We start from the raw sequence: 25,901 nt of genomic DNA on the forward strand, positions 1-25,901 counted from the left end.
CATCTTCGAACGACAATAATATATACCGAATATTTACGATTAAATCACGCTTCGGTAATGGCTTTTGAAGGCCGTTTCATGCTAAAATTCGCGCCGAAAAAATTTTAGTTAAATCCCCTGTTTATCAACTGGTTGATTTTCAACGCAGTTGTTTCAGGAAACACTGGGCCAGACGGCTTATCGCCTCTGGTTTTAAACTCCTATTAAAGTAGTGCAAGTGGTTATGATTCCAATAAAAAAGGGTCTGGATGTTCCTGTTAGTGGAGCTCCCCAGCAAGTAATCTCAGATGGTCCGGCCATCAAAACCGTCGCAACGCTTGGTGAAGAGTTTGTGGGCATGCGCCCTACCATGTATGTTCGGGTAGGTGATCGCGTTAAAAAAGGTCAGGTACTTTTTGAAGACAAAAAGAACCCTGGCGTTAAGTTCACAGCTTCTGCCGCTGGTGTTGTTAAAGAAATTAATCGCGGTGAAAAGCGTGTTCTTCAGTCCGTAGTGATTGCAGTAGAGGGTGACGAAGAAGAAACCTTCAACGCCTATTCCGTTGATCAATTATCGTCTTTGTCTCGTGAAGATGTTGCAGCAAACCTTGTGAACTCAGGTTTGTGGACGGCTTTAAGAACCCGTCCATTCAGCAAGATCCCAGCGTTGGGTTCTGAGCCAGTGGCCATTTTCGTGAGCGCAATGGATACCAACCCGTTAGCTGCAGACCCTGCTGTTATCATCAACGAGCAGGCTGAAGATTTTAAATACGGTTTACAGGTTCTTGCCCGCCTTACCTCTGGTAAGGTTTTCGTTTCGAAAGCACCAAATGCCAATGTTGCGGTAGCTGACGGTGTGGAAGTGAATGAGTTTGGTGGTAAGCACCCGGCTGGCCTTGTTGGCACACACATTCACCACTTGTGCCCGGTTTCTGCCGATAAAGTCGTATGGCACCTTGGCTATCAGGACGTTATCTCTTTCGGTCAGCTATTTACTACCGGAAAATTAAACGCTGAGCGCGTTGTTGCTGTTGCCGGTCCTGCAGTAAAAGAACCACGCCTTGTGCGCACCGTTTTAGGTGCAAGCACAGAAGAGCTAACTGCTGGTCAGTTAGTTGACGGTGAAGTTCGCGTGGTTTCTGGTTCTCTGTTAAACGGTACTCAGGCGAAAGCAGTTCACGCTTATCTGGGTCGTTATCATGTACAGGTGAGCGCATTGCTTGAAGGTCGTGAGAAAGAGTTCATTGGTTACATGTATCCAGGCCCGAACAAATTCTCCGTTACTCGTGCTTATATGAGTCACTTCTTCCGTAACAAAGTGTTCAACATGACCACGACTACCAATGGTAGTGCCCGTGCTATGGTGCCAATTGGCAACTATGAGCGTGTAATGCCGTTAGATATCCTGCCGACTTTATTACTTCGCGACCTATGCGCAGGTGATACTGACGGTGCTCAGTCTCTGGGCGCGTTAGAGCTGGATGAAGAAGATTTGGCACTATGTACTTTCGTATGTCCGGGTAAGACTGACTACGGCGTACTACTGCGTGATTGCCTAACCACGATTGAGAAGGAAGGTTAGACATGGGTATAAAAACTTTTATTGAAGATATCGAGCCGCATTTTGAGAAAGGCGGTAAACACGAGAAATGGTTCGCATTATACGAAGCCGTTGCTACGGGTTTATTTACTCCAGGTTATGTAACCAAGGGTAAAACCCACATTCGTGATAGCATCGATTTAAAACGTATCATGATCACCGTTTGGTTGGCAGTATTCCCAGCAATGTTCTGGGGTATGTACAATATCGGTTTTCAGGCTAACGAAGCGCTAGCAGCAGGCTTTGCACTACCTGACGTATGGCAGGTTGGCTTGTTTGAAGCATTAGGTGGTAGCTTAGGCGCGGATGCGACCTGGTTCCAGATGATGCTTTACGGTGCGATGTTCTTCCTACCTATTTACGCCACAACCTTTATCGTTGGCGGTTTCTGGGAAGTACTATTCGCAGCAGTACGTAAGCACGAAGTTAACGAAGGTTTCTTCGTAACCTCAATTCTTTTCGCATTGATTCTTCCCGCTTCGATTCCTCTATGGCAAGTAGCCTTGGGTATTACCTTCGGTGTGGTAATTGCTAAAGAGATCTTTGGTGGTACAGGTAAAAACTTCCTTAACCCGGCTCTAGCCGGTCGTGCGTTCCTGTTCTTCGCATATCCAGCAGAGATTTCAGGCGACGCAGTTTGGGTTGCAGTAGATGGTTACACCGGCGCAACAGCGCTTGCAGCTGGCGCATCAGCCGCTCCTGGCGAGATTTCTTATGCCCTTAACCAAGACTGGTGGAACGCATTCTGGGGTCTGATCCCAGGTTCTGTGGGTGAAGTTTCAACGGCAATGATTTTCCTTGGTGGCGCTTACATCCTTTATAAAGGCATCGCCTCATGGCGCATCGTTCTGAGCGTGTTCTTAGGTATGGTGGCAACTGCCTGGTTGTTCAATACTATCGGTAGTGACACCAATGCAATGTTTGCTATGCCTTGGTACTGGCACTTAGTCGTAGGTGGTTTTGCCTTCGGTATGATGTTCATGGCAACCGATCCGGTAACCATGTCATTCACCAACACTGGTAAATACTTCTTCGGTGCGCTGGTAGGTATCATGGTTGTTCTTATCCGTGTTGTTAACCCGGCATTCCCAGAAGGTATGATGTTGGCAATCCTATTCGCGAACTTGTTTGCACCACTGTTTGACTACTTCGTAGTTCAAGCCAATGTGAAACGGAGACTTGCACGTAATGTCTAGTAATAAAGAATCTTTTGGCAAAACGGTTGGTTTCGTTGTTGCCGTATGTTTGGTGTGTGCGGCACTTGTATCCTTTTCTGCGGTACAGTTAAAGCCATTACAGGCAGCAAACAAATTGCTTGATAAGCAAACCAAAATTCTTGAAGCCTCAGGTTTGTTAGAACTGGCTGGCAACGATATTGTTGGTACTTACAACAACTACGTAGAAGCAAAACTAATTGACCTAGACACTGGTGAGTTCATTGAAGGTGATGCGGATGGTTTTGACGAGCGTCGTGATGCTCGTGATTTAACCAAATCATCAAAGCCTGAAGACGATATCGCCGGTATTAACCGTCGTGCGAACAACTCAGTGGTTTACCTAATCAAAAACGAAGCCGGTGATGTTGAATCGGTTGTGCTACCAATTGTTGGTTCTGGCCTTTGGGATCTAATGCACGGTTACGTTGGTCTTGAGAAAGATTTAAACACGGTTAAGAGTGTAATTTACTCTGACCACAAGGAAACTCCGGGCCTGGGCGCAGAAATCCTGAACCCTAACTGGAAAGCGTTGTGGCCGGGCAAAAAGATTTACGACGAACAAGGTGATGTGGCTATCGAGATCGTTAAAGGTGGCGCTAAAAAAGGCGACATCCACGGCGTTGACGCATTATCTGGTGCGACGCTAACCAGCGTTGGTGTTGAGAAAACATTTGTATTCTGGTTTGGTGACGAGGGCTACGGTCCGTTCATCGCTAACTACCGTAACGGAGGGCTGAACTAATGAGTGACGCTAATTCAGGCAAGAAGGTATTAACGTCTCCAATCGTAGACAATAATCCGATTGCTTTACAGGTTCTTGGTATTTGTTCTGCCCTGGCGGTAACAAGTTCTTTGGTTAACGCGTTAGTAATGACCGCTGCGGTAGTATTTGTAACGGCGTTCTCTAACCTGTTTATCTCAATTATTCGTAACCACATTCCATCCAGCGTACGTATCATCGTGCAAATGGCGATTATCGCGTCTTTGGTAATCGTGGTTGACCAGGTTCTGAAAGCCTTCTCTTATGCGCTTTCTAAAGAACTGGCGGTATTCGTTGGTCTGATTATTACCAACTGTATCGTAATGGGTCGTGCTGAAGCATTCGCAATGAAAGAAAAACCTGTGGTTTCTTTCCTTGACGGTATCGGTAACGGTTTAGGTTACGGTCTAATCCTAATTCTGGTTGCTACAGTGCGTGAATTACTTGGTTTTGGTACCTTGCTTGGTTTTGAAATCCTGCCGCTAATCCAAAACGGTGGCTGGTATCAGGCGAACGGTTTGTTGGTACTACCATTCAGTTCATTCTTCATCATTGGTTTGATCATCTGGGCGATTCGTCAATTCAAGCCAGAGCAAGTAGAGAAGGACTAGGAACTCATGGAACATTATTTAAGTCTTTTTATTAAAACGATTTTCATCGAGAACCTCGCGCTGAGCTTCTTCCTGGGGATGTGTACATTCCTGGCAGTATCGAAGAAAGTAAGCACCGCGATTGGTCTTGGTGTTGCAGTTATCGTTGTACTTGGTATCGCGGTTCCTGTTAACCAAATCATCTATCAAGGCATCCTGGCACCAGGCGCATTAGACGGTCTTTTGGGTGTTACTGACCCGAAAGAGTCTGTAGACCTGAGCTTTTTGTCGTTCATCACCTTCATCGGTGTCATCGCGGCACTGGTTCAAATTCTGGAGATGGCTTTAGATAAGTACTTCCCACCGCTTTATAACGCTTTGGGTATTTTCTTACCACTAATCACCGTTAACTGTGCAATCTTTGGTGCGGTTTCCTTCATGGTCGCTAAGAACCTGACATTGGGTGAGAGTGTGGTTTACGGTCTGGGTTCTGGTGTTGGCTGGGCATTAGCTATCGTATTGCTTGCCGGTTTGCGCGAGAAAATGAAGTACTCTGACATTCCAGATGGTTTGAAAGGTTTAGGAATTACGTTTATTACTGCAGGTTTGATGGCTTTCGGCTTTCTATCCTTCGGTGGTATCTCGTTATAAGGTTTAGACGGGCCGGATATCATCCGGCCCAACATAAAGTTTAAAGGAAAAGTCGATGGAAATTATTCTCGGCGTAACGATGTTTACCGCAATCGTACTGGCATTGGTACTGGTAATTCTTTTTGCCAAATCCAAACTTGTTGCCAGCGGTGACGTTACCATTGCAATTAATGGCGACCCGGAAAAAGCGGTAACTACTGCTGCGGGCGGCAAGCTACTGGGTGTATTAGCAAACCAGGGCATCTTCGTTCCATCTGCCTGTGGCGGCGGTGGTACTTGTGGTCAGTGTCGTGTACACGTGCATTCAGGCGGCGGTGACATTCTGCCAACGGAACTTGGTCACATCACTAAGCGCGAAGCAAAAGAAGGCTGTCGTTTATCTTGTCAGGTAAACGTGAAGCAGGACATGGATATTGAACTTGAAGATGAAATCTTCGGTGTTCAGCAGTGGGAGTGTGAAGTTATCTCTAACGATAACAAAGCTACCTTCATCAAAGAATTGAAACTTGCTATCCCTGATGGTGAATCAGTACCGTTCCGTGCTGGTGGTTACATCCAGATTGAAGCGCCTGCGCATCATGTTAAATACAAAGACTTCGATATTCCTGAAGAATATCGTGGTGACTGGGAGCGTTTCGGCTTCTTCGATATCGAATCGAAAGTTGATACTGATACCCTTCGTGCTTATTCAATGGCGAACTACCCGGAAGAAGAAGGCATTATTATGTTGAACGTGCGTATCGCTACGCCGCCACCTAATAACCTGTCTCTGCCTGCCGGTAAGATGTCTTCGTACATCTGGAGCCTGAAGGCCGGTGATAAAGTTACTATCTCTGGTCCGTTTGGTGAGTTCTTCGCTAAAGAAACTGATGCAGAAATGGTATTTGTTGGTGGTGGTGCTGGTATGGCGCCAATGCGTTCACACATTTTCGATCAGTTAAAGCGCCTTAAATCACAACGTAAGATCAGCTTCTGGTACGGTGCACGTTCTTTACGTGAAATGTTCTATGAAGATGATTTCAATGGCCTTGCCGCTGAAAACGAAAACTTTGACTGGCATGTTGCTCTGTCTGATCCACAACCAGAAGATAACTGGGAAGGTTACACAGGCTTCATCCACAACGTTCTTTATGAAAACTATCTACGTGATCATGAAGCACCAGAAGATTGTGAATTCTACATGTGTGGTCCACCTATGATGAACGCTGCTGTTATCGGTATGCTAAAAGACTTAGGTGTTGAAGATGAAAACATCATGTTGGATGATTTTGGTGGTTAATTTCCGCTAAAAATGCATTCTTTAAAAAGCCGCTTGTTAGCGGCTTTTTTACTTTTAAAGCCCTGTGTTTTAGTGCTGATGGCAGATATGGGGTAGTGTCAGTGCCCGTATAATCTGGATACCAATTCCACTAAGTGTTTTCCCACTCAGTGAGTACTTAAAGGCTTTAGGCAAGGTTCTGGTTGCGGAGAATGGTCGCTCCATTTTTAAAGTCAGTCAAAATCAGTAATGCAGGGTAAACGCCTTTAAAACTCACCCGTAGGGAGTTTATCAGAGGCACATTTACGGCCCTATATTTCGTTAATATAGAATAACTATATCAACAAAATCTATGTTGTATATGAACCTCTGCCCTAACTCTGAGTTGTGTAAAAACTCAATGGACTTGGTATAATTACCAGCAATTACCGATGTCACTCGTTAAGGAATCAACTTGCGTTTATTGAAAAATCCTTATCTGGTAGTTTTTATTTCTACCTTACTTCTGGCTTGTACCGAGCCACAACAGCCCGCCGCCACTGACACTGAAAAACTCCAGGAGTTGCAGCTAAGTGGTTACACCATGGGACCTATTGTTTATACGGTGAAGTTAATTGCCGACAAACAAGCGGTTGAGGAGTCCAATCTTGCCGGTGAAGTTGATGACTTGTTAGTGTCATTAAATAGAAAGATGTCGACCTGGGATAAATCCTCAGAGCTATCCCTGATAAATCAAGGCAGTGCCGAACAGAGTTACGATATATCCGATGAACTGTTGATGGTTATGGGCGAGTCTGTGCGTCTCGCTAAGCTTACTAACGGCAGTTTAGATGTAACCGTGGGCCCTTTAGTTAACTTATGGAGTTTCGGCCCGGAGAATCGTCCTGAAGCGATCCCTACGGAGCAGGACATCAATGATGCCAAGGCGCGTATTGGTATTGGTAAAATCGCTTTGCAGGGGAATGTTCTTCGTAAACAGCAGGATGAGATCTATATCGATTTGTCCGCTATCGCTAAAGGTTATGCGGTTGACAAGGTTGCCGAGCTGTTAGAACAACGTGGTCATTTGAACTATCTTGTCGATATTGGCGGCGAGATGCGAATCAAAGGTAACAAAATTGATAACAAACCCTGGAGAATCGCCGTTGAAAAGCCAATATCAGGGACAAGAGCTGTACAAAAGGTTATAATCCCCGGCGATAACGCGGTAGCTACTTCTGGCGATTACCGCAATTATTTTGAAGTCGATGGGGTCAGGTATTCACACACCATAGATCCTGCAACGGGGTGGCCGATAGATCATAAACTGGTTTCGGTTACTGTCGTTCACCCATCAGCGATGACTGCTGATGGCCTGGCTACCGCCATCGAAGTGATGGGGCCTGAAAAAGGCTTTAAGTTTGCCAAACAACATCGTTTGGCCGTGTATTTAATTTCAAAAACCGATGACGGTTTCGCTGAACAGGCAACCGATTCGTTTAAGCAATTGATTGCTGAGTAATGGGTTAAGACTTATGTCGATATTTTTATTAACGTTTGCTTTCTTCCTGATTATCGTTGCGGCGATGGCAGTAGGCTATATCATTCAACAGAAAAGTTTGGCTGGTAGCTGTGGCGGTTTATCTACCTTAGGTATTGATAAAGCCTGTAATTGTGACAATCCTTGTGAGAAACGCCTGGAAAGAGAACGTCAGGCCAAACTTAAAGGCGAGCAAATCGATATTAAAAACATTTAGTATCCCATTTTATAAGGTGATGCAAGTTGGCTCTTGCGTCCCCTTTTTTATTGCTGTTGACGAATACATCGCGCTTGAATGGACAGTAAGAATTAAGTAATTCTATTCCGATTATTTCTTGCCTGGCGGATACTGTGCAAGGATATTGGCCACGGCTTTATCAATATCCTGTTGGCGTTTTTCTGGCTTGTCATTTCCTTTGGCATTGAAGCTGTCAAAACCACGCCAGATTAACTTTCCACCTTGATGAAAATCTATGGTTACCCGCATTTCCACGGTTTCCCTGCCGGAAACTGGAATCGAAGTATTTACCCCAACCCCTACAGAACTATTGCTGCTATGACGACCCGTACCAAGTCCAATATTAATTGATGAGTTGTTTTGTTTAGTCTGGGTCGTAATGAAATGACTGACAATGATGTGTTGGTCGCTGCCGGTATTGTTAGTTACGCTAAAGCCCTTAGCCAATAGTTGCTGTTCGATGGATTTTGTAAGCCGCTCTTCGGTTAGATCATCGGGTTTTATCCCCTGTTTGCTAGGCCCTTGCTGGAACTCGGAAATGGCGCTGAAGTCTTTTCGGGTATCATAATCGCTGACCGCGGAAGAGGACTGACACCCTTGAATTAGCAGCACAAGCAGACTCATTAACAACAGTTGATAGTGGCTGGAAAATTGCCGTTTTAGCGGGTTCATAAGGGCGTCCTCGTTTTTTGTTTATTATTAGCTTATAGACTCCTGCACCTGTTTTATCAACCAGATGCGGGTGTAATGGACGAAGCGCTTAACTCTCAAATAGTTCGATATCCATATGTAATCTATCTGAGTCACTAAAGGCAATTAAATGTTGCTCTTGCTGACAAACACCAACTTTGGCTGGCAGCTTACAAGGCATCTTAAAGTTGGCTTTGCAATGTGTAACTTCGATTTGTTTATCGAGCAGTAGACGGTGACACATGTACATTCCGTGGATGATAGCTCGATCAAAGCCAAACAATTTAGCACTGACATCATAAAGATGAATTGGGTTGTAATCGCCACTGACCTTAGCATAACGACGGGCCAATTTATGACTGATTAGCAGAAAGTATTCCTGCTGGAACTGGCGCATTTGCTGAGTTTTCTTAGCCGTCGGTTTATCGGTTTTGTCGCGTTTAAGCATCACATTAGTATTGCTAAGGCAATGCTGTCCTTGCTGATGGAATTCGATAACAATCTTAACTTCTTTACCTTTAGGGTGCTCAATGCCCTGATAAATATTAATCTCTAAATCAAAGGGTAAAGCGCGATCAAAATTGTTGAATTGTTGGAATTCACTGGAAAGATGTACCAGGCCAATGGCTTTATAGGCAAATCGTTTGTCAGCGAAAACCTTAAGGATGTAAGGAAAGGCGGTTAAAAACTCATAACTGATTGGTAACTCCTGGCCTGGAGCTATCTGCATGGCTTTGCGAAATTCCTGTTGCTGCTTCAGATTAGCCTGGCAATGAGAATAGTGGCATTGAAAATCGGCAACCTGGGTACTGGGAAGAGATTTTTTCGCTAATAAATTTAAATAGGTCAACATGAATATACCGATGTTTTGACAACACGTTATTAGTCATCAATCTTTTTATACCATTCATTAATATAGAATGGCTATATCAATGAAATCTATGTCGTAAATGAACCTCTGCCCTAACTCTGAGTTGTGCAAAAACTTAGTGGAATTGGTATTACTTTAACGGATCTCTTTGATTTCGCAACTTAATTGCATCAGGGGTTGTTAATGTCGGGGTCTCTGTGATTAATCTCTGATTTGGGTTTGTCGTTTCTTAAAAAAGGGCTGAATGATAGCCTGTATTTATCCGCATTTATTCATAACCACCTATAATTTTTCTAATTCGACAAAAGGTGATGTTATGAAAAAACGTGTGACCCGACTAAGTATTCATCAAAACGCATTGATGGCCGGTATCTTGATGGCAGTAGCATTTTTGCCTTTTTTAATCCCTGTGATGCTATTGTCATTTATGGCTCCTGAGGTTGCCAACCAGGACCCGGATATGCAGCAATTTAGCGGCTGGACATTACTGGTAGTGCCGATTATCTACTTTATCTTCACTTATATCAGTACCGCCATTATGTGCTTTTTCTATAATTTACTGGCGCCGATGATCGGCGGCTTCGAAGTCGAAATTGAATCAGAAAACGGCTAATACTGGCTAATTAAGTAAATAGATGAAATAACGATGTTTGTAATATTGGTCGATTACATCGTTAATGACGCCAAGCTTTGACCAACCCATGACATCGTAATCCTGACCACCTTCGGTTAGGTGCACGACAGCCCGGTAATAATGTAGATCATCGTCATCCGGGTCTTGTGCCAGCGATTCGAGTTGTTCTTCGGTTAAATTAGGTTGCACGTTTTTCTGGCGGTAAACGGCGTAGACAAAATCCGGAGAATCCTCGAGTTTTATTTGTAACTGCCAGCCCAGTTCAGTTTCACCTAAGTGAGCATTCTCTCCCAATGTGATAAATTCTTCGGTTATCTCCGTTAGCGATGGAAGGATGGTGTTTTCAATAAAATTGTCGATATTATCTTTTGTGGGGTAATGATTAATCTTAGTGAGCCGTTCTCGCCAGGATTTATTCTCGGCTCCTGTATGAGGGAACGAGGTTAGCAAAAAACTTTCCTGTTTGAAGGTTTCCACCCGCAGTGCTTTGAGCAAGCCTCCCATCGACATCAACAGTACTATGGTAAAGGGTAGGGCACTGGCAATGGTCATGGTTTGTAACGAGTTTAGGCCACCAGCAAGCAGTAAAATACCAGCAACCAGGCCAACACAAATCGCCCAATAGATACGCTGCCAAACCGGTGTATTGTTGTTACCGTAGGAGCACAGCATATCGATGACCATGGCTCCGGAATCACAGCTGGTGACAAAAAATATCACAATCATTAGCACCGTGAGCCCGGCTAGTATTTCCGTAAACGGAAAATGCTCGAGGAAGACAAACAGGGCGACAGACGTATTTTCGGAAACCATCTGTACTAAATCATCAGCATTACCGCTGCCTACCATCTCAATAGCGCTATTACCGAAAATTGTCATCCAGAACATGGTAAACGCGCTTGGGATCAACAGCACCCCAACAATAAATTGACGAATGGTTCTGCCACGGGAAATACGGGCAATAAATAAACCCACAAACGGTGCCCAGGCTAGCCACCAACCCCAGTAAAATAGGGTCCAGCCACCAATCCAGTCGGTTTTTTCGTAAGCGTAAAGGTTAAAGGTTGAGCGGACAATATGAGATAAATAATCGCCGATGTTTTGCACGTAAGCGGACAACAAGAATACCGTAGGGCCGAGGATGAAAACTAGGGCAAGCAAGCCTAGCGCGAGCCCCATATTGGTTTCAGATAATCGTTTGATGCCTTTGTCCAGACCGCTGACCACAGAAACTATGGCAAAGCCAATAATCACCGTCATTAAAATGATTTGGTTTAAATTGTTTACTTCAATGCCGAACAGATAGTGAAAGCCGGAATTAACCTGGGAAGCACCAAGGCCAAGTGAAGTCGCAACGCCAAATACGGTACCAACCGCCGCAAAGATATCAACCAGGTGTCCCGGCCAGCCATATATTTTATTGCCGATAAACGGGTAGAGTGCTGACCGCAACGTTAACGGCAGGTTCATCCGAAACGCAAAATAGGCAAGGATCAGCGCGACTACTGCGTAGATTGCCCAGGCATGTAAACCCCAATGGAAAAAGGTAGTACGCATTGCTTCTCTTGCGGCTTCTATGGTTTCTGGCGCCGCATCCGGTGGTGAGGAGTAATGCATAATGGGTTCTGCAACACTAAAGAACATCAACCCAATGCCCATACCTGCTGCAAACAACATAGATATCCACGACATCATCGAATAGGCCGGCTTGGAGTGGTCAGGACCGAGGCGAATATCTCCGTATTTTGATATACACAGAAAGATAACGTAAATGAGAATGATGGCGACACTGAGAATATAAAACCAGCTGGCATCTTTGATTATGATGTCCTGCAGGCTATTAAAGTTATCGGCTGCGGAATCGGGCCAGAGCACAGCATAAAGCAGAAGTGCGAGGATAATTGCGGATGAGCTGATAAAGACTTTTCTATTGAGCCCTTCGGGTTGCAGTTTGTTTGGCAAAGCTCACCTCCTAACACAAAGCCTTTGTGGAGAATATCAACGACTTGCCAGCACAGCTCACCGGAAAGTTGGAACTAAGTATAGACAAGCTTTTTATATCTTGAACATTTGATTGAATTTGCTCACTCGCCAGGGTTTGCTTTACAGCTATGAAATCGGTAGACTGTATTTATATACAGTTATTGGTTTGTTGTTGTCGAGGCAATTATCAAAAAGATCATCCACATTGATATGGATTGCTTCTATGCTGCGGTGGAAATGCGGGATAACCCGGCGCTGCAGGATATTCCTATTGCCATTGGTGGCAGCAGCAAACGTGGCGTTATTGCCACCTGTAATTATCCGGCTCGTGAATTTGGCGTGCGCTCGGCCATGCCGGTTGCCCATGCTTTGCGTCTCTGCCCTGATTTAACCATGGTTAAAGGTCGAATGTCGGTTTACAAAGAAGTGTCAGGGCAAATTCGTGGAATATTCCAGCGCTACACCGATTTGATTGAACCCCTTTCCTTAGATGAAGCTTATCTTGACGTTACTGACAGTCCACATTGTCACGGCAGTGCGACATTAATCGCCGAGCAAATTCGTAAAGATATCCAGCAGGAATTGAATCTAACCGCCTCCGCCGGGGTTGCTCCCTGTAAATTCGTTGCCAAGATTGCTTCCGATGAAAATAAGCCTAACGGCATCTGTGTCATTAAACCGGAGCAGGTTCGCGACTTTGTCGCGGAGTTAGATTTAAAGAAAATTCCCGGCGTTGGACCAAAAACGTTAGAGCGTTTGCATCAAAAGGGGCTCAGAACCGGCGCCGATGTGCGTCGTCATTCTTTAGAAGACATTCAGCAATGGTTCGGTAAGTTTGGCGGCAGCTTATATGAGCGTTGCCAGGGTATCGATAATCGGGAGGTAAAAACTGACCGGGTTCGAAAATCTCTCGGCATTGAGACAACTTTGGCAGAAAATATAGATAGTGAGTCTGAATGTCTGCAAGTGCTTACCTCGTTATTACCGAAATTCGAACAGCGTCTGCATAAAGCTGATGAACAGGCAATCTGTCGTCAAGGCATTAAAGTGAAATTTGCTGATTTTACTCAAACCACCGTCGATCAAAGTTGTGCGCAGTTAACGCCAGAACTCTTCCCTTCATTATTAAAAGAGGCTCTGAGCCGAGGTCAAGGTAAGCCAGTGCGGTTACTGGGTATTCACGTCGGTTTCTCTGCCAAACAAGATAAACAACAGCTTTCCTTTAATCTTTGATCTTTGTTCTTTGATCTTAATACCGTTTCTCAGAGTACTTACTAAGCAACTAAGAGACCGGGCTTTCCCATAACTACGATGACTGGATTTTCTGCTAGAAATATCCCATAGTCTGAAAGTAACAAAAATAAATAGAGTAACACTATGAAAAAATTATCAATTTTATTGCTGTTAAGCGGCATGTTAAGTCTGCCGGCACAGGCGGCACAGGATTTCTCCGATGTAAGCATTATCGCCGATAAAGTCGCCGGAGATGTTTATATGCTGCAGGGCGCTGGTGGAAACATCGGAGTACTGGCAACCGATGAAGGCTTATTGCTTGTCGATGATCAATTTGAGCCCCTGGCTGAGAAGATCGAAACGGCAATGAAAGAAATTAAAGATCAGCCGTTAAAGTATGTTGTTAATACTCACTATCATGGCGACCACACAGGTGCTAATGCCTACTTTGCGCAACACGCGCCAATTTTTGCCCATGAGAATGTGCGCAAGCGCGTAGCTGAAGATAATAAGAAAACCGGTGCCCATTTGCCGGTGGTTACCTACAAAGATGGTGTGAAGATTTACCTTGATGATGAAGTGATTGAGTTGATGCATTTGCCTTCTGGGCATACCGATGGTGATACCGTGGTGTACTTTTCGAAGCATAAAGTCTTGCACATGGGCGATCTGTTTTTTGAGGGACGTTTCCCGTATATCGACATCACCCACGGCGGCACAGTCAAAGGCTATCTGGCAAACATCAAAAAGATTCGTGAAAGCTACGCCCAGGACATCAAGATTATTCCGGGTCACGGTAAGCTTACCGATATGATAGGCCTGCAATCTTTTATTGAAATGATTACTTATTCCATCGACCTAGTAGAAACGGCTTTAGAAGAGGGTAAAACCGAAGAAGAGATTCTAAAAGCTGGTATCGGTGAGCAGTATAAAGACTGGAGCTGGCAGTTTATCAATGAAGAGCGCTGGTTAAAGACCTTAATTACTGACCTTGGTAAGTAGATTCGTAATCGTTAACAAAAAGCCCGCTATCAGAGCGGGCTTTTTTAATGGCTTTTTTATTTAGTTTTGCGGTTCAAAGTTGTCATTGAAAAAACGCATGATAGCGTTATTTAAATGCACTTTTACCGGTTTGCCGCGCATGCTGTGCTTAGAGCCTGGGTAAGTCATCAAATCAAACATTTTGTTTTGATCCTGCATGACTTTAATCAGTTTAGTCGTGTTAGTAAACAACACGTTGTCGTCCGCCATACCATGGTACAGGAATAACGAACCCTCGAAACCTTCAACATAGGGGAATACCGAGCTTTGCTCATATCCTTGGGCATTGCTTTCTGGATGACCCAAATAGCGCTCAGTGTAATGGGTATCGTATAACAACCAGTCTGTTACCGGTGCACCACTAACACCCGCCTGGAAATATTCCGGTGCTTTAAACATAGCCATTAACGCCATGTAACCACCGTAACTGTGGCCGTATATGCCAATTCGGTTAGCATCAACAAACGGTAAGGTGCGCAAATATTTCACACCGGTGATTTGGTCGGTTAGCTCGACATCACCAAGGTTTTTGTAGATTGGAAACTCAAACGCAGTACCGCGATAGTTGGAACCGCGATTGTCCAGCTGAAATACGATGTAACCCTGACTGACCATGTATTGAATCATATCGGCGCCACCCCACTGATTCGTAACGCGCTGTGCAATCGGACCGCCGTAAACATGAACAATCACCGGGTATTTTTTGCCTGGTTTTAAGTTTTTCGGGGTGTAGAGTTTGTAATAAAGATCGACCTCACCATCATCGGATTTCAATGTACCGAACTTAGGTGTAACTAATGCATCCAGATATGGCGCCACCGGATGGTTGCTATCCAGTGCATTCTCAATCAAATAAGTAACCCGTTCGCCATTTGCTTTGTGCAAACTTAACTGTGGAGCAACGCTGACACTAGAGAAGTTATCCAGGTAGGTTTGTTTGTCTTTAGCAAAGCGAATTTTATGAAAACCACTACGTTTGCTAATGCGGGTTACATGCTCAGGTGACTTGCCATCTAAGGTGACTTTATAAAGATGCTTTTCTAATGGCGTATCTGCACGGCCAGTGAAGTACACCCAGCCTTGTTCTTCATCGACAGCAACCAACTCGTCGACAACCCATTTGCCTTTTGTTAACTGGGCTAATACTTCCCCTTCATAATTGTAGAGATAAAGATGTTTAAAACCGTCTCGTTCAGAGGCCCAGATAAACTGGCGGTTTTTCTTCAGGAAAGTCAAATCATGATTAAGGTTGATCCAATGATCAGATGCTTCGGTTAGCACAGTTTTGCCAACACGGGATTTAAGCTGGTGGAAACGAAGTTTAAGCGTTTGTTGATCGCGGCTTTGCCATTGATAGCTTAACCCTTTAGAGTCTGGCAACCAGTTAACTCGCGCCAGGTAGATGTCGGTTTCCTCACCAAGTGGAAAGTTTTTCACTTTGCCATTGCTGATTTGCACTGACTTTAGTTTTACCCTGACATTGTTGGTGCCAGTGGCCGGGTAGCGTTGTTCGTAAAGCTTTACTTCTTCGGCATAAATTTCATTACGAATGGCGATATCGACACCGGACTCATCCACCTGAATGTAGGCCAGGTGTTTCTCATTCGGCGACCACCAATAGCCGGTCATTCGATCCATTTCTTCCTGAGCAACGAATTCGGCCATACCGTTTTTGATGGTATCTTTGCCATCTTTGGTCAACGTCACTTCTTTTTTCTTAGTTGCAGTAACATCGATTAAATAGATGTTCTGGCGCTTGATGTAAGAAACGTATTTTCCCTTCGGCGAGAACTTAATATCCGTTTCCCATTCCTTGTCTGCGGTTAGCTGTTGCGCATCTTTGCTCTCGGTATCGTAAAGGTACAAATCACCATTGATTGGAAACACGATACTCGAACCATCAGGGGAGATAACGTATTCCATGATACCGGAACCGTAAACTCGCTGGCGCTCACGGCGGGCTTTTTCTTCGTCACTCAGCTCTTCTTTACCACTGAATATACTGTCAGAGTCCACTAACAAGGTATGTTCGTTGCTGGCAATGTCATATTGCCAGAGATCATAACGATTCTGGTCTTCGAGTTTGGCCTTTAAATAAGAGACTTTACTGCCATCTGGGAAGTATTGTAAGTTTTTCGACTTTTCACCGGTTAACGCCGGAGCGCTATAGATGCGATCAATGGTTAACGGCTTTGGCTCGACAGTTGTCGACGGGGCTGTCTGGTCTTGTGCCAGAGGTTCTTCGGCATGAAGTGTTGCACTTAGCAACAGCATCAGCATACCGGATACTGCTTTTTTCATAGTTTGCCAGAGTCAATAGAATTAAATAACTGATTATTCTACTAACCAAAACCAAACCTGTCGAAGGGTTTGTGTCAAACTATTGGCGATTATGTCGTTACAAAATGTGAACGCTATTACCCAAGCAGGAGCTACAGGATAGCTTCGAGGGCCTGAGCCAGGGTATTTACGCCGATGATTTCCATGCCTTCTATCGGCTCTTTGGGCTTATTTGCCATGGGTACTATGGCTTTTCTAAAACCGTGCTTAGCGGCTTCATTAATACGTTCCTGGCCACTTGGTACCGGGCGAATTTCGCCAGATAAACCAATCTCGCCAAAAGCAACCAGATCCCGGGGCAGGGCTCTATCGCGAAAACTCGACACCATGGCCAGCAATAAGGCTAAATCAACGCTGGTTTCAGTGACTTTGACACCGCCAACGACGTTTATAAATACATCCTGATCGTTCATCTGCAGACCACCATGACGATGCAGTACGGCGAGTAGCATTGATAGTCGGTTTTGTTCAGCGCCTACCGCCACACGGCGCGGGTTAGCGAGTGCGGAATAGTCCACTAAAGCCTGAACTTCTATCAATAAAGGCCTTGTACCTTCCCATAACACCATGACCACTGAGCCAGCGGTTTGCTCTTCTTGTCGGGAGAGAAATATCGCACTAGGATTTTTGACTTCTTTTAATCCTTGGCCAGTCATTGCGAACACACCGAGTTCATTGACGGCACCGAAGCGGTTTTTATTACCCCGTAAGGTTCTAAATCTCGAATCCGTGCTACCTTCAAGCATGATTGAACAATCGATGCAGTGCTCAAGGACTTTAGGACCGGCTAAAGAGCCATCTTTGGTTACGTGGCCAACGATTATCATCGCGACATGGTTCTGTTTAGCAAATCGGGTTAAATAGGCGGCACTTTCTCTCACCTGGGAAACACTGCCAGGAGCAGATTGCACATCAGCCATGTGCATTACCTGAATGGAATCAATCACCATGATTTTCGGCTTTTCCCGATCGGCAATGTTGCAGATATTCTCAACACTGGTTTCCGATAACATTTTTAGCTTATCGGTTTTGAGTTCTAATCGGTGCGCGCGCATCGCAACTTGTTGCAGGGATTCTTCCCCGGTGATGTAAAGAGCGTTCATTTGCTCGGCTAGAGCACACATGGTTTGCAGTAATAGGGTACTTTTACCGGCGCCAGGCTCACCACCAATGAGTATCGCACTGCCAGGAACGATACCACCACCTAATACCCTGTCAAATTCAGCGAATCCGGAACTAAATCGTGGTAAATCACTTAAATCAATGGCATTCAGTACCTGCACCTGAGCATTGGATTGCCCAGCATAGCCAGAAAAACTGTCGGTTCGCTTAGGCGCGGCGCCAAGACGGACTTCGGATATGGTATTCCATGCTTTACATTCCGAACATTGCCCCTGCCAGCGAGGGAAGTCTGCGCCACAATCATTACAAACAAATGCCGTCTTGCTTTTTGCCATGCAAATAAACTCTTTTTATCTCTGTCGGTATGTATAAATGTACAGTGTTTGTTTAGTGTACTTTAATTTTATCGCCCTGCAAAACCTTTATTTTAACCAGTGAGCCAGACAGTCCAAGCCGGAGAAGTTAATGGCGCAATCGGCTTGTTGTAAAACCACAGGTTTGGCTTTGTATGCCACCCCAAGGTTAGAGGCTGCAAGCATTAGTAAATCGTTAGCGCCATCGCCCATAGCGACGGTTTGGCCCGCGGCAATTTCAAACTCATTAGCAAGGCGGCCCAGGGTCTCGGCTTTAACCTGTGCGTCGGTAATGTCGCCAAGGACTTTACCGGTAAGTTTGCCATCGGTAATTTCCAAAACATTGGCCTGGGTAGCATCAAGGTTTAATTCTTTTTGCAGGTAATCGGTAAAATAGGTGAAGCCTCCGGAGGCTACAGCTATACGCCATTGATGTTCTTTAAGCAGATCTAATAATGGACGCAGGCCTGGCATCAAAGGTAAGGTGCTGGCAACGTCAGCAAGAATTGATTCACTGGCACCGTTTAACGTCGCGACTCGTTGTTTAAGGCTTGCGGCAAAATCGAGTTCTCCCAGCATCGCCCGTTCAGTAACTTCGGCAACTTCTTCTCCAACGCCGGCCAGTTTCGCGATTTCGTCAATACACTCAATTTCGATAGTGGTGCTATCCATGTCCATTACTAACAACCCAGGTTGTGCTAATGACGGCGCGTTTTCAATAAACGCCAGTTCGAGGTTGTTCGCCATGGCAAATGTGTTGGCATTGATACGTGACTGCTGCGGATCTGAGGTTTGTACCGAAAAGCGATAACTGGAAACCCCCAGGCGATGATTAATCTGATTTAGATAAACCAGTTTAAGGTGGGCTTGAGTGCATAATTCGTTAAGTTGCGCTAATGTCATCTGACTTAATACAACTAGCTCCCAGCCATTGGTAACCTCTTGTTCGAGGATGGGCTGGCCTTGCTCAAACATGACCGGATTCAACACTTGTAGATCGCTATCGAGGCAGAGAACATCTTGGTCAATTGTAAAAACTGTAGGAGCTTTAATATCTTGATGAGTTAACAATTGGTTTAAGCCCAGATTGGCAATTTTTGCCAAAGAAGTGCGCATGCTTTGAGTCGCCACGATAGGTACCTTAATACTGAAACGTAGATGAGAATTAAAAAAAGGATTCTATCTTCGCAAATAAAGCACTATGATTAAAACCTTATTTTTAATTTTCTTTTTATTTTTCTTTATCCCTGATTTTGCACAGGAAAATTTCATGTCGACAATGATTTCACGACTCAAACATACGGTTAATCGACTGCTGCCGATTTTTATGGCTATCGTCTTACTTCTTATCATATTTAATAGCTCAATCGTTCGCATTTATAAAAACCAGCAGATCATGAGTCAACATGTCGAAGATATTGCCCGCGGTTTTATCAACCAAGCGGTGCTCAGTGCAAAAATTCTGCTTAGAGAAAATAATCGTAAAGGTCTTCGCCAGTTTGCCGAACAACTCGAACAAAATGAATGGGTAGAGCAGGCACTGATTTATGATACAAATGGTCAGTTAATCGCACATTCTGAATCGGCTCAGACAATGGTACAGGAATTGGAACTCAGAGGAATGAATGGCAGCCCTTATCGGGCACCTTACGTGGCTGAGATCCGTGATGGTAACTTGCTGGGATATCTTAGGATTAATTTTAATGCCGACAGTCTCGTCGATGATTTTAATGAGCGTCAACGTGATAACTTAGCGTTGATTTTAATGCTTATGTTGGGTGCTATGGTGGTGTTGTATTGGTACAACCACCCGACAACGCCAAATCTTAATATTCCGGGGTTAAAACGAAAATAAGCTTTCGTTGTTTTTTTCTAATTGCTCGGCAATTAGTTGTTCTTTCTCGTTCCGCAAATCACAAAAGGTTTTAAATACTTCTGTAAGGTAAAGGGGAGAGTTCGCTTCTCCCTGCCTGCCTGACAAAGGCATTGCCGGTGCGTCGGTTTCCAATACCAGAGCGTCCAGTGGTACCCGACTAACGGTTTCTCTGGTTTTTTTGGCTCTATCGTAGGTAATCACTCCACCAATTCCCAGACGATATCCCAAATCAATGTACAACTTTGCCTGCTGATAACTGCCCGAAAATGCGTGGATGATCCCACCGCGACTGAGCTGGTAATGGCGCAACGCTTTACTGATTGGCGAATGGGTTTGCCGATGATGAACGAGTACCGGTAACTGTAGCTGTTTTGCCAGTGCTAACTGTTGTTCAAAAAATCGCTGCTGTTTATCAAAATTAGCAACCTTGGCATCGAGGCCGATTTCACCCAAAGCTACAACTTTTTCAGAGTTTTTCAGGTTTTGTTCCAGCTTATCCAAGTCCGCTTCCTTGGCATTTTCAATCCACCAGGGGTGAATACCGAAGGCAAAATAACACGAGCTTAAGTTACTACAGGTGTTAAGTTGTCGAGACCAGTGCTCTGCACTGACGCCGGGGACGATAAGGCGATGCACGCCGGAAACTATTAATGCTTCGGCAATGGTTTCTCGGTTGTCATCAAATTCAGGAAAATCAAAATGACAATGGCTATCAGTGAATTTCAATACACAGGCCTGATTAAACAGTTATGCCGTTAATATAAATAACATTCGTTCCGCTGTCAGTAATTCAGAGGATTATGCAGTGCGAGAAGGTGCACGTCTGATGTCAATTTGCAAAAGAGTGGGGGACTTTAATTGCCCGTTTGCCAGATATATCGATATCCGAACCAGAACAAAATACCCTGAGCGAGTAGGGCAGTGCTAGAAAGCAATAAGGTGTATGAGAATGTGATAGCTAAAGTATTGCGAATGTTAAATACGATAAACAAGACCAGCAAAGCCGTTAAGGAGAGGGCGACAAACAACATGACAATTTTGCTGATTCCGTCTTGCTGAAAATATTCCCTTATTTTCATTGAATTATCCTTAAATCCCAATAAGCGTGTAATATACTCAATTGTCGATGCAAAAACAATCACATTATTCCTCAAAAGAAATAAATTGAGCAAAAAAAAAGCTAACTAGACGTTAGCCTTTTCATTATGGAATTTCAGTTTGTTAAGTTACCCGATTGTAGGCAACCTTATCCAGTTATAGTTACACCTTACATGCGGTCCATGACGTCAATGCCGAGTAAATCTAAACCTTGGTGTAGGGTTTTCGCGATCAACTGGCATAACTGCAGGCGGGATTGCTTAACTGGCTCTTCAATACCGTCTTTAAGAATCGGACAGGCTTCATAAAAGCTCATATAAAGGCTTGCCAGCTCATAAAGGTAGTTACACAGAAGATTCGGGGTACATTCGCTGATGACTGCATCCAGGACTTCTTCAAGTTGCAGTAATTTTACCGCCAATGCTTTTTCCTGGGGAGCATCGATAAGGATCTCACCGGTAAGGCTATTTGCCTCTACACCAGCTTTCTTGAAAATACTCTGAATTCGCGTGTACGCATATTGAAGATAAGGTGCTGTAGCACCTTCAAAGCTCAGCATGGTATCCCAGTTGAAGATGTAATCACTGGTACGATTCTTCGATAAGTCCGCAAATTTAACCGCGCCAATACCTACTTTTCGAGCAATTTCGGCACGCTCTTGTTCTGAGAAATCAGCAATTTTATCGGCCATTAACGTTTCAGCGCGACTTACTGCTTCATCGAGCAGTTCGGCAAGTTTAACGGTGCCACCGGTACGGGTTTTAAATGGTTTGCCATCGCTGCCCATCATCATCCCAAATGGGCAGTGATCGTAGGTAGTGCGTTCTGGCAGGAATCCAGCTTTGCGGGCGGTAATCTCAACTTGTTTAAAATGCAGCGCCTGACGAGCATCGGTGAAGATGATGATGCGGTCCGCGTCTAAGTCAAAACTGCGGTAGCGGCAAGCGGATAAATCGGTGGTCGCATATAAATAACCGCCACCAGATTTTTGCACGATAAATACCGAAGGTTCGCCATCTTTGTTGGCCATCTCTTCGATGAATACAACTTTTGCACCCTGGTCTTCAACCGCGATCTTCTTCGCCATCAAGGTGTCGATGATTTTTGGCAAATCCGGGTTATAGGCGCTTTCGCCCATAATGTCGTCGCGCGTTAAGGTAACGTTTAGCTTGTCATAAATCTCTTCACTGTGGTGAATCGAGATATCAATAAATAACTTCCACAAAGCCAAACAATCGCTGTCGCCGCCTTGCAGCTTAACCACATATTCACGGGCACGATCGGCAAAACCATCTTCTTCGTCAAAACGTATTTTTGCCTGCCGATAGAAGTCTTCCAAATCCGCTAGCGCGGTTTCGGCAACTTCGTCGTGAGCCAATTTATCACTAAGGTGCGCCAGTAACATACCGAACTGAGTACCCCAGTCGCCCATATGGTTCTGGCGAATTACCGTTTCGCCACGAAACTCTAGTGCACGGACAACCGCATCACCGATGATGGTGGAGCGCAAGTGACCAACGTGCATTTCTTTGGCCAGGTTTGGTGCCGAATAATCGACCACAACATTTTTTGGCTGAGCGCTTTGGCTGACGTTTAATTTAGCGTCCTGATTGGCAATCACAAGTTGCTGACCTAACCACTCAGGCTTAAGATGGATGTTGATAAAACCAGGGCCTGCGATTTCCACTTGCGAAGCAATATCGGTAAGGTTTAGTTGCTCAACAACTTTCTGCGCCAGTTCTCTTGGGTTGGTTTTTAGTTTCTTTGCCGCACCCATGACACCATTTGCCTGGTAATCACCAAATTGCGGGCGATTGGAAACACTAACCGCAGGGTTGGTGCCTTCAGGTAATCCGGCGGCAACCATAGCCGCACTGACTTTTTCATTCAGTAATTGACGAATATTCATAATTAGTGTTCACGGGTTTTGTGGAAAATAATATCGGGATGACGTTCCTGGGTCAGATTCAGGTTAACCATAGTCGGGGCGATATACGTCAAGTTATCACCACCATCAAGGGCTAGGTTGTCATAGGCTTTCTTTTCAAATTGCGCCATGGTTTTCTCATCGTCACAACTCACCCAGCGGGCAGTTGCAACGGAAATTGGTTCATAGATGGCATCAACGTTATATTCGGTTTTCAGACGATGAACAACCACTTCAAATTGCAGCACACCAACAGCGCCAACAATCATGTCATTGTTAGCCATAGGTCGGAATACCTGTACAGCACCTTCTTCGGATAATTGAATCAGGCCCTTTTGCAGCTGCTTGGCTTTTAGCGGATCCCTGAGGCGAATACGACGAAACATTTCCGGAGCGAAATTCGGGATACCACTAAATTTCATTTCTTCACCTGAAGTGAAGGTGTCACCAATTTGGATTGAACCATGGTTGTGTAAGCCGATGATGTCGCCGGCAAATGCTTCTTCAACATTGGCACGGTCGCCCGCCATAAAGGTAACCGCATCGGCGATTTTCACATCTTTACCGATACGCACCTGACGCATCTTCATGCCCTTAGTGTATTTGCCCGAGCAGATACGCATAAAGGCAATACGGTCACGGTGTTTCGGGTCCATATTAGCCTGAATTTTAAATACGAAACCTGAGAACTTTTCTTCATCGGCCTGGACTTGACGTAAATCGGTTTGGCGAGGTTGTGGTTTTGGTGCCCATTCGGTTAAACCATCAAGCATATGGTCAACACCAAAGTTACCAAGAGCGGTACCAAAATAAACCGGGGTCAACTCACCAGCAAGAAACTCTTCTAAATTAAATTCGTGACACGCGCCGAGAACCAGCTCCAGCTCTTCACGTAAATCGTCAGCGTAATTGCCAATGGCAGTATCTAGCTCTGGATTGTCCAGCCCTTTGATAACACGCTTCTCCTGAATCGTGTGGCCCTGACCAGTTTGATAAAGAATGGTTTCATCGGTAAGCAGGTTGTAGACACCCTTAAACTCCTTACCCATGCCAATCGGCCAGGTAATCGGCGAGCATTTAATCTTAAGGACGCTTTCCACTTCATCCATGACTTCAATTGGGTCGCGCACATCACGATCCATTTTATTCATGAAGGTAATGATCGGGGTATCGCGTAAGCGAGTAACCTCCATTAATTTAATGGTGCGATCCTCTACACCTTTGGCGGTGTCAATGACCATCAAACAACTGTCAACAGCGGTAAGTGTACGATAGGTGTCTTCAGAGAAATCTTCGTGACCTGGGGTATCCAATAGGTTAACCAGACAATCAGCATATGGAAATTGCATTACTGAGGTAGTGATTGAAATACCACGATCTTTTTCCATTTCCATCCAGTCAGACTTGGCATGCTGACCAGATTTTTTGCCTTTAACGGTACCTGCAGTTTGCAGAGCCTGACCGAAAAGCAATACCTTCTCTGTTATCGTCGTCTTACCCGCATCCGGGTGAGAAATAATGGCGAAAGTGCGGCGTTTGCCAACTTCCTGCTGTTGTATCGTCATACTAAAACTTAGCCCGATCAATTTGAGGCTTTTCGGTACCAGGTGAAATCTTTATCACCAGAAGTGCTTACCGAGTGCCCAATGTAATTAAAAAACGCGCTATTATACCCAAAGCTGTGGTAATGAGCAGTACTTATGGCGAAAATTTTAGTAAATTTTGGCGGGAAGGGGCAGGTTACAACGGAAATTGCGAAGAGCTGAAAAATCGCTGTGGAGTGAGTGGCTATTTAGCCAGAACCAATTCGTTCATGGTTTTTCGCATGATGATCGCGTCTTCGTGACCGGTTGCTGCCGGGTAATAACCAACGCGGCGGTCAATTTGTTCAAACCCGTGATTAATGTAAAGCAATTGCGCAGCGATGTTACTGGCTCTGACTTCCAAAAACACCTGGTTAATGTTTAATTGCTCGGCTTGCGCAAATAAGTCTTCGAGTAAAGCCGCTCCATAGCCTATTCTCTGCCAATCAGGGTGGACAGCGATTTCCATTAACGTCATCTCATCAATAACATAGTCCGCGACGTAAAACCCAAACCACAAATTGCCATCGGTGACTCCACGGGTCAAATAGCGTGGGCCAAAACAACCTTCGAGGATTTTCTGCGACCAGGGGAAGGGATTACAGGCTAGTTCAATCGCATAAATCTGGTTGATGTGGTCAATGGAAAACGACTGAATACTACTCATAACGTCAATCTATACGGCGAACTCGGTTAACGATTCGATTTAAACCAGACAAATAATTGTCGTTTCTGTTTTTCGTCGGGTGCGATTTCGGCAAAACTTGGTGATTTTATATTAAAATCTACAAACTCGATTTTTTGCTTGCGATGAAATTGCCAGGTAAATTTATCAAAGTGGATTCCATCGGCGTCTAATCTAACCTGGTCGGCTTCTATTTCTAACCAGCGTAATAAATCTTTAAACCACTGACTGTCGATACAACTTTGGTAATGTTGCTCGGCAGTCTGTCGTGCTTTCGATGCTTGCTTTGCCTTTGCTTCGGGTTTCTTGTCAGGGGAATTCTTTAACGTGTTCAAACGGGCAAGAATCTTGTCACTTTGGTCAATGATTACTGGATTATCTTCACCTGATTCGAGACTGGAAAATTTTTCTTCCCTGGCCGACCATACGCTGATCCCCATTTCCTGAAGGTAGTCGAATTGTTTTCGGTTTAAGCTCATGAAACAGTTTCCAATGGCACTGGGGATTGAAATATCACTTAATAATGACAGAAAAAATCGTAACAACCTAGAAAGTCGTGTGAAATTTATTGGAATTTTAATCGTTTTTCGCGAACAAGATTTAGGTGATGGAACGCAATTGCTTGATTTTGTTAAGCAACGAGGGAAATAAAG

25 protein-coding genes are annotated in these 25,901 nt (G+C 44.7%); 13 read left to right on the forward strand and 12 right to left on the reverse strand.

Annotation, left to right across the window (positions count from 1 at the left end):
- Window positions 1–223 precede the first annotated feature (223 nt).
- The 8 genes from FNC98_RS04680 (at window position 224) to nqrM (ending at window position 7,791) form a co-directional block, all read left to right on the forward strand.
- Window positions 224–1,561, forward strand: coding sequence for a Na(+)-translocating NADH-quinone reductase subunit A (locus FNC98_RS04680; RefSeq protein ID WP_143580170.1), 1,338 nt, complete (start codon window positions 224–226; stop codon window positions 1,559–1,561).
- Window positions 1,562–1,563: 2 nt separating this feature from the next.
- The gene (locus FNC98_RS04685; RefSeq protein ID WP_143580171.1) at window positions 1,564–2,775 is read left to right on the forward strand and encodes an NADH:ubiquinone reductase (Na(+)-transporting) subunit B; all 1,212 of its coding nucleotides are present in this window, start codon (window positions 1,564–1,566) and stop codon (window positions 2,773–2,775) included.
- Complete coding sequence (locus FNC98_RS04690; protein WP_143580172.1) at window positions 2,768–3,538, forward strand: Na(+)-translocating NADH-quinone reductase subunit C; 771 nt, start codon at window positions 2,768–2,770, stop codon at window positions 3,536–3,538. Before FNC98_RS04685 ends, FNC98_RS04690 begins: the two co-directional genes overlap by 8 nt.
- On the forward strand, window positions 3,538–4,167 hold the full coding sequence (locus FNC98_RS04695; RefSeq protein ID WP_143580173.1) for an NADH:ubiquinone reductase (Na(+)-transporting) subunit D: 630 nt from the start codon (window positions 3,538–3,540) through the stop codon (window positions 4,165–4,167). The genes FNC98_RS04690 and FNC98_RS04695 overlap by 1 nt, the downstream gene beginning before the upstream one ends.
- Before the next feature lie 6 nt (window positions 4,168–4,173).
- Complete coding sequence (gene nqrE, locus FNC98_RS04700) at window positions 4,174–4,797, forward strand: NADH:ubiquinone reductase (Na(+)-transporting) subunit E (protein WP_143580174.1); 624 nt, start codon at window positions 4,174–4,176, stop codon at window positions 4,795–4,797.
- Window positions 4,798–4,852: 55 nt separating this feature from the next.
- Window positions 4,853–6,076: an NADH:ubiquinone reductase (Na(+)-transporting) subunit F gene (gene nqrF / locus FNC98_RS04705; RefSeq protein ID WP_143580175.1), complete on the forward strand. Its 1,224-nt coding sequence runs from the start codon at window positions 4,853–4,855 to the stop codon at window positions 6,074–6,076.
- Window positions 6,077–6,509: 433 nt separating this feature from the next.
- A complete protein-coding gene (locus FNC98_RS04710) occupies window positions 6,510–7,556 on the forward strand; it encodes an FAD:protein FMN transferase (protein ID WP_260680469.1) in 1,047 nt (348 codons plus the stop codon).
- A 13-nt stretch (window positions 7,557–7,569) separates the two neighbouring features.
- Window positions 7,570–7,791, forward strand: a complete 222-nt coding sequence (gene nqrM, locus FNC98_RS04715; RefSeq protein ID WP_143580176.1) for a (Na+)-NQR maturation NqrM — start codon at window positions 7,570–7,572, stop codon at window positions 7,789–7,791.
- Between the two features lie 111 nt (window positions 7,792–7,902).
- Here the strand turns inward: nqrM and FNC98_RS04720 are convergent, their stop codons facing one another.
- Window positions 7,903–8,484 carry a DUF4136 domain-containing protein gene (locus tag FNC98_RS04720; RefSeq protein ID WP_143580177.1) on the reverse strand — a complete coding sequence of 194 codons (582 nt, stop codon included), beginning with the start codon at window positions 8,482–8,484 and terminating at the stop codon, window positions 7,903–7,905.
- An 88-nt stretch (window positions 8,485–8,572) separates the two neighbouring features.
- Window positions 8,573–9,355, reverse strand: a complete 783-nt coding sequence (locus FNC98_RS04725; protein ID WP_143580178.1) for a MaoC/PaaZ C-terminal domain-containing protein — start codon at window positions 9,353–9,355, stop codon at window positions 8,573–8,575.
- Window positions 9,356–9,689: 334 nt separating this feature from the next.
- Between FNC98_RS04725 and FNC98_RS04730 the strand changes: the two genes are divergently transcribed.
- Complete coding sequence (locus tag FNC98_RS04730) at window positions 9,690–9,986, forward strand: hypothetical protein (RefSeq protein ID WP_143580179.1); 297 nt, start codon at window positions 9,690–9,692, stop codon at window positions 9,984–9,986.
- Window positions 9,987–9,992: 6 nt separating this feature from the next.
- Here the strand turns inward: FNC98_RS04730 and FNC98_RS04735 are convergent, their stop codons facing one another.
- The gene (locus FNC98_RS04735) at window positions 9,993–11,969 is read right to left on the reverse strand and encodes a BCCT family transporter (protein ID WP_143580180.1); all 1,977 of its coding nucleotides are present in this window, start codon (window positions 11,967–11,969) and stop codon (window positions 9,993–9,995) included.
- A gap of 207 nt (window positions 11,970–12,176) precedes the next feature.
- Here FNC98_RS04735 and dinB point away from each other — a divergent pair, with 207 nt between their 5' ends.
- Complete coding sequence (dinB, locus tag FNC98_RS04740; RefSeq protein ID WP_143580181.1) at window positions 12,177–13,223, forward strand: DNA polymerase IV; 1,047 nt, start codon at window positions 12,177–12,179, stop codon at window positions 13,221–13,223.
- Between the two features lie 144 nt (window positions 13,224–13,367).
- Window positions 13,368–14,225 carry an MBL fold metallo-hydrolase gene (locus FNC98_RS04745; protein ID WP_143580182.1) on the forward strand — a complete coding sequence of 286 codons (858 nt, stop codon included), beginning with the start codon at window positions 13,368–13,370 and terminating at the stop codon, window positions 14,223–14,225.
- A 60-nt stretch (window positions 14,226–14,285) separates the two neighbouring features.
- Here FNC98_RS04745 and FNC98_RS04750 read toward each other — a convergent pair whose 3' ends face one another.
- The 3 genes from FNC98_RS04750 to serB all read right to left on the reverse strand — a co-directional run bounded on the left by FNC98_RS04750 (window position 14,286) and on the right by serB (window position 19,210).
- A complete protein-coding gene (locus FNC98_RS04750) occupies window positions 14,286–16,565 on the reverse strand; it encodes a S9 family peptidase (protein WP_143580183.1) in 2,280 nt (759 codons plus the stop codon).
- 131 nt (window positions 16,566–16,696) lie between these two features.
- Window positions 16,697–18,061 carry a DNA repair protein RadA gene (radA, locus tag FNC98_RS04755; protein WP_143580184.1) on the reverse strand — a complete coding sequence of 455 codons (1,365 nt, stop codon included), beginning with the start codon at window positions 18,059–18,061 and terminating at the stop codon, window positions 16,697–16,699.
- 87 nt (window positions 18,062–18,148) lie between these two features.
- Window positions 18,149–19,210 (reverse strand): phosphoserine phosphatase SerB, encoded by a 1,062-nt coding sequence (serB, locus tag FNC98_RS04760; protein WP_260680470.1) that lies wholly within the window; start codon window positions 19,208–19,210, stop codon window positions 18,149–18,151.
- 139 nt (window positions 19,211–19,349) lie between these two features.
- Between serB and FNC98_RS04765 the strand changes: the two genes are divergently transcribed.
- Window positions 19,350–19,934 (forward strand): AhpA/YtjB family protein, encoded by a 585-nt coding sequence (locus FNC98_RS04765; RefSeq protein ID WP_185968061.1) that lies wholly within the window; start codon window positions 19,350–19,352, stop codon window positions 19,932–19,934.
- On the opposite strand, the gene FNC98_RS04770 is transcribed toward FNC98_RS04765, so the two are convergent.
- From FNC98_RS04770 to FNC98_RS04795, 6 genes are all read right to left on the reverse strand, one after another.
- Window positions 19,920–20,681: a TatD family hydrolase gene (locus FNC98_RS04770; protein WP_185968062.1), complete on the reverse strand. Its 762-nt coding sequence runs from the start codon at window positions 20,679–20,681 to the stop codon at window positions 19,920–19,922. The two genes, FNC98_RS04765 and FNC98_RS04770, sit on opposite strands and share 15 nt — an antisense overlap.
- Window positions 20,682–20,809: 128 nt before the next feature.
- On the reverse strand, window positions 20,810–21,034 hold the full coding sequence (locus tag FNC98_RS04775) for a hypothetical protein (RefSeq protein WP_143580187.1): 225 nt from the start codon (window positions 21,032–21,034) through the stop codon (window positions 20,810–20,812).
- Between the two features lie 188 nt (window positions 21,035–21,222).
- The gene (gene argS / locus FNC98_RS04780; RefSeq protein WP_143580188.1) at window positions 21,223–22,962 is read right to left on the reverse strand and encodes an arginine--tRNA ligase; all 1,740 of its coding nucleotides are present in this window, start codon (window positions 22,960–22,962) and stop codon (window positions 21,223–21,225) included.
- Between the two features lie 2 nt (window positions 22,963–22,964).
- Entirely contained in the window at window positions 22,965–24,545 is a 1,581-nt protein-coding gene (gene prfC, locus FNC98_RS04785; protein WP_143580189.1) for a peptide chain release factor 3, read from the reverse strand.
- Between the two features lie 223 nt (window positions 24,546–24,768).
- A complete protein-coding gene (gene rimI / locus FNC98_RS04790) occupies window positions 24,769–25,230 on the reverse strand; it encodes a ribosomal protein S18-alanine N-acetyltransferase (RefSeq protein WP_143580190.1) in 462 nt (153 codons plus the stop codon).
- Between the two features lie 26 nt (window positions 25,231–25,256).
- Entirely contained in the window at window positions 25,257–25,727 is a 471-nt protein-coding gene (locus tag FNC98_RS04795) for a hypothetical protein (RefSeq protein WP_143580191.1), read from the reverse strand.
- On the opposite strand from FNC98_RS04795, the gene FNC98_RS16770 reads away from it, so the two are divergent.
- The gene (locus FNC98_RS16770; RefSeq protein WP_185968063.1) at window positions 25,726–25,899 is read left to right on the forward strand and encodes a hypothetical protein; all 174 of its coding nucleotides are present in this window, start codon (window positions 25,726–25,728) and stop codon (window positions 25,897–25,899) included. The genes FNC98_RS04795 and FNC98_RS16770 overlap by 2 nt on opposite strands.
- The last annotated feature ends 2 nt before the right edge of the window (window positions 25,900–25,901 follow it).

It is taken from the genome of Thalassotalea sp. PS06 (genome assembly GCF_007197775.1).
Taxonomy (GTDB): Bacteria; Pseudomonadota; Gammaproteobacteria; order Enterobacterales; family Alteromonadaceae; genus Thalassotalea_A.

Coding starts and splice junctions, on each gene's coding strand:
- argS (WP_143580188.1), bottom strand. CDS start 22,962: ATGAATATTCGTCAATTACTGAATGAAAAAGTCAGTGCGGCTATGGTT.
- nqrM (WP_143580176.1), top strand. CDS start 7,570: ATGTCGATATTTTTATTAACGTTTGCTTTCTTCCTGATTATCGTTGCG.
- FNC98_RS16770 (WP_185968063.1), top strand. CDS start 25,726: ATGAAACAGTTTCCAATGGCACTGGGGATTGAAATATCACTTAATAAT.
- FNC98_RS04680 (WP_143580170.1), top strand. CDS start 224: ATGATTCCAATAAAAAAGGGTCTGGATGTTCCTGTTAGTGGAGCTCCC.
- rimI (WP_143580190.1), bottom strand. CDS start 25,230: ATGAGTAGTATTCAGTCGTTTTCCATTGACCACATCAACCAGATTTAT.
- FNC98_RS04730 (WP_143580179.1), top strand. CDS start 9,690: ATGAAAAAACGTGTGACCCGACTAAGTATTCATCAAAACGCATTGATG.
- nqrF (WP_143580175.1), top strand. CDS start 4,853: ATGGAAATTATTCTCGGCGTAACGATGTTTACCGCAATCGTACTGGCA.
- FNC98_RS04720 (WP_143580177.1), bottom strand. CDS start 8,484: ATGAACCCGCTAAAACGGCAATTTTCCAGCCACTATCAACTGTTGTTA.
- FNC98_RS04765 (WP_185968061.1), top strand. CDS start 19,350: ATGTCGACAATGATTTCACGACTCAAACATACGGTTAATCGACTGCTG.
- FNC98_RS04725 (WP_143580178.1), bottom strand. CDS start 9,355: ATGTTGACCTATTTAAATTTATTAGCGAAAAAATCTCTTCCCAGTACC.
- FNC98_RS04795 (WP_143580191.1), bottom strand. CDS start 25,727: ATGAGCTTAAACCGAAAACAATTCGACTACCTTCAGGAAATGGGGATC.
- FNC98_RS04685 (WP_143580171.1), top strand. CDS start 1,564: ATGGGTATAAAAACTTTTATTGAAGATATCGAGCCGCATTTTGAGAAA.
- prfC (WP_143580189.1), bottom strand. CDS start 24,545: ATGACGATACAACAGCAGGAAGTTGGCAAACGCCGCACTTTCGCCATT.
- FNC98_RS04750 (WP_143580183.1), bottom strand. CDS start 16,565: ATGAAAAAAGCAGTATCCGGTATGCTGATGCTGTTGCTAAGTGCAACA.
- FNC98_RS04690 (WP_143580172.1), top strand. CDS start 2,768: ATGTCTAGTAATAAAGAATCTTTTGGCAAAACGGTTGGTTTCGTTGTT.
- FNC98_RS04775 (WP_143580187.1), bottom strand. CDS start 21,034: ATGAAAATAAGGGAATATTTTCAGCAAGACGGAATCAGCAAAATTGTC.
- nqrE (WP_143580174.1), top strand. CDS start 4,174: ATGGAACATTATTTAAGTCTTTTTATTAAAACGATTTTCATCGAGAAC.
- FNC98_RS04745 (WP_143580182.1), top strand. CDS start 13,368: ATGAAAAAATTATCAATTTTATTGCTGTTAAGCGGCATGTTAAGTCTG.
- radA (WP_143580184.1), bottom strand. CDS start 18,061: ATGGCAAAAAGCAAGACGGCATTTGTTTGTAATGATTGTGGCGCAGAC.
- FNC98_RS04695 (WP_143580173.1), top strand. CDS start 3,538: ATGAGTGACGCTAATTCAGGCAAGAAGGTATTAACGTCTCCAATCGTA.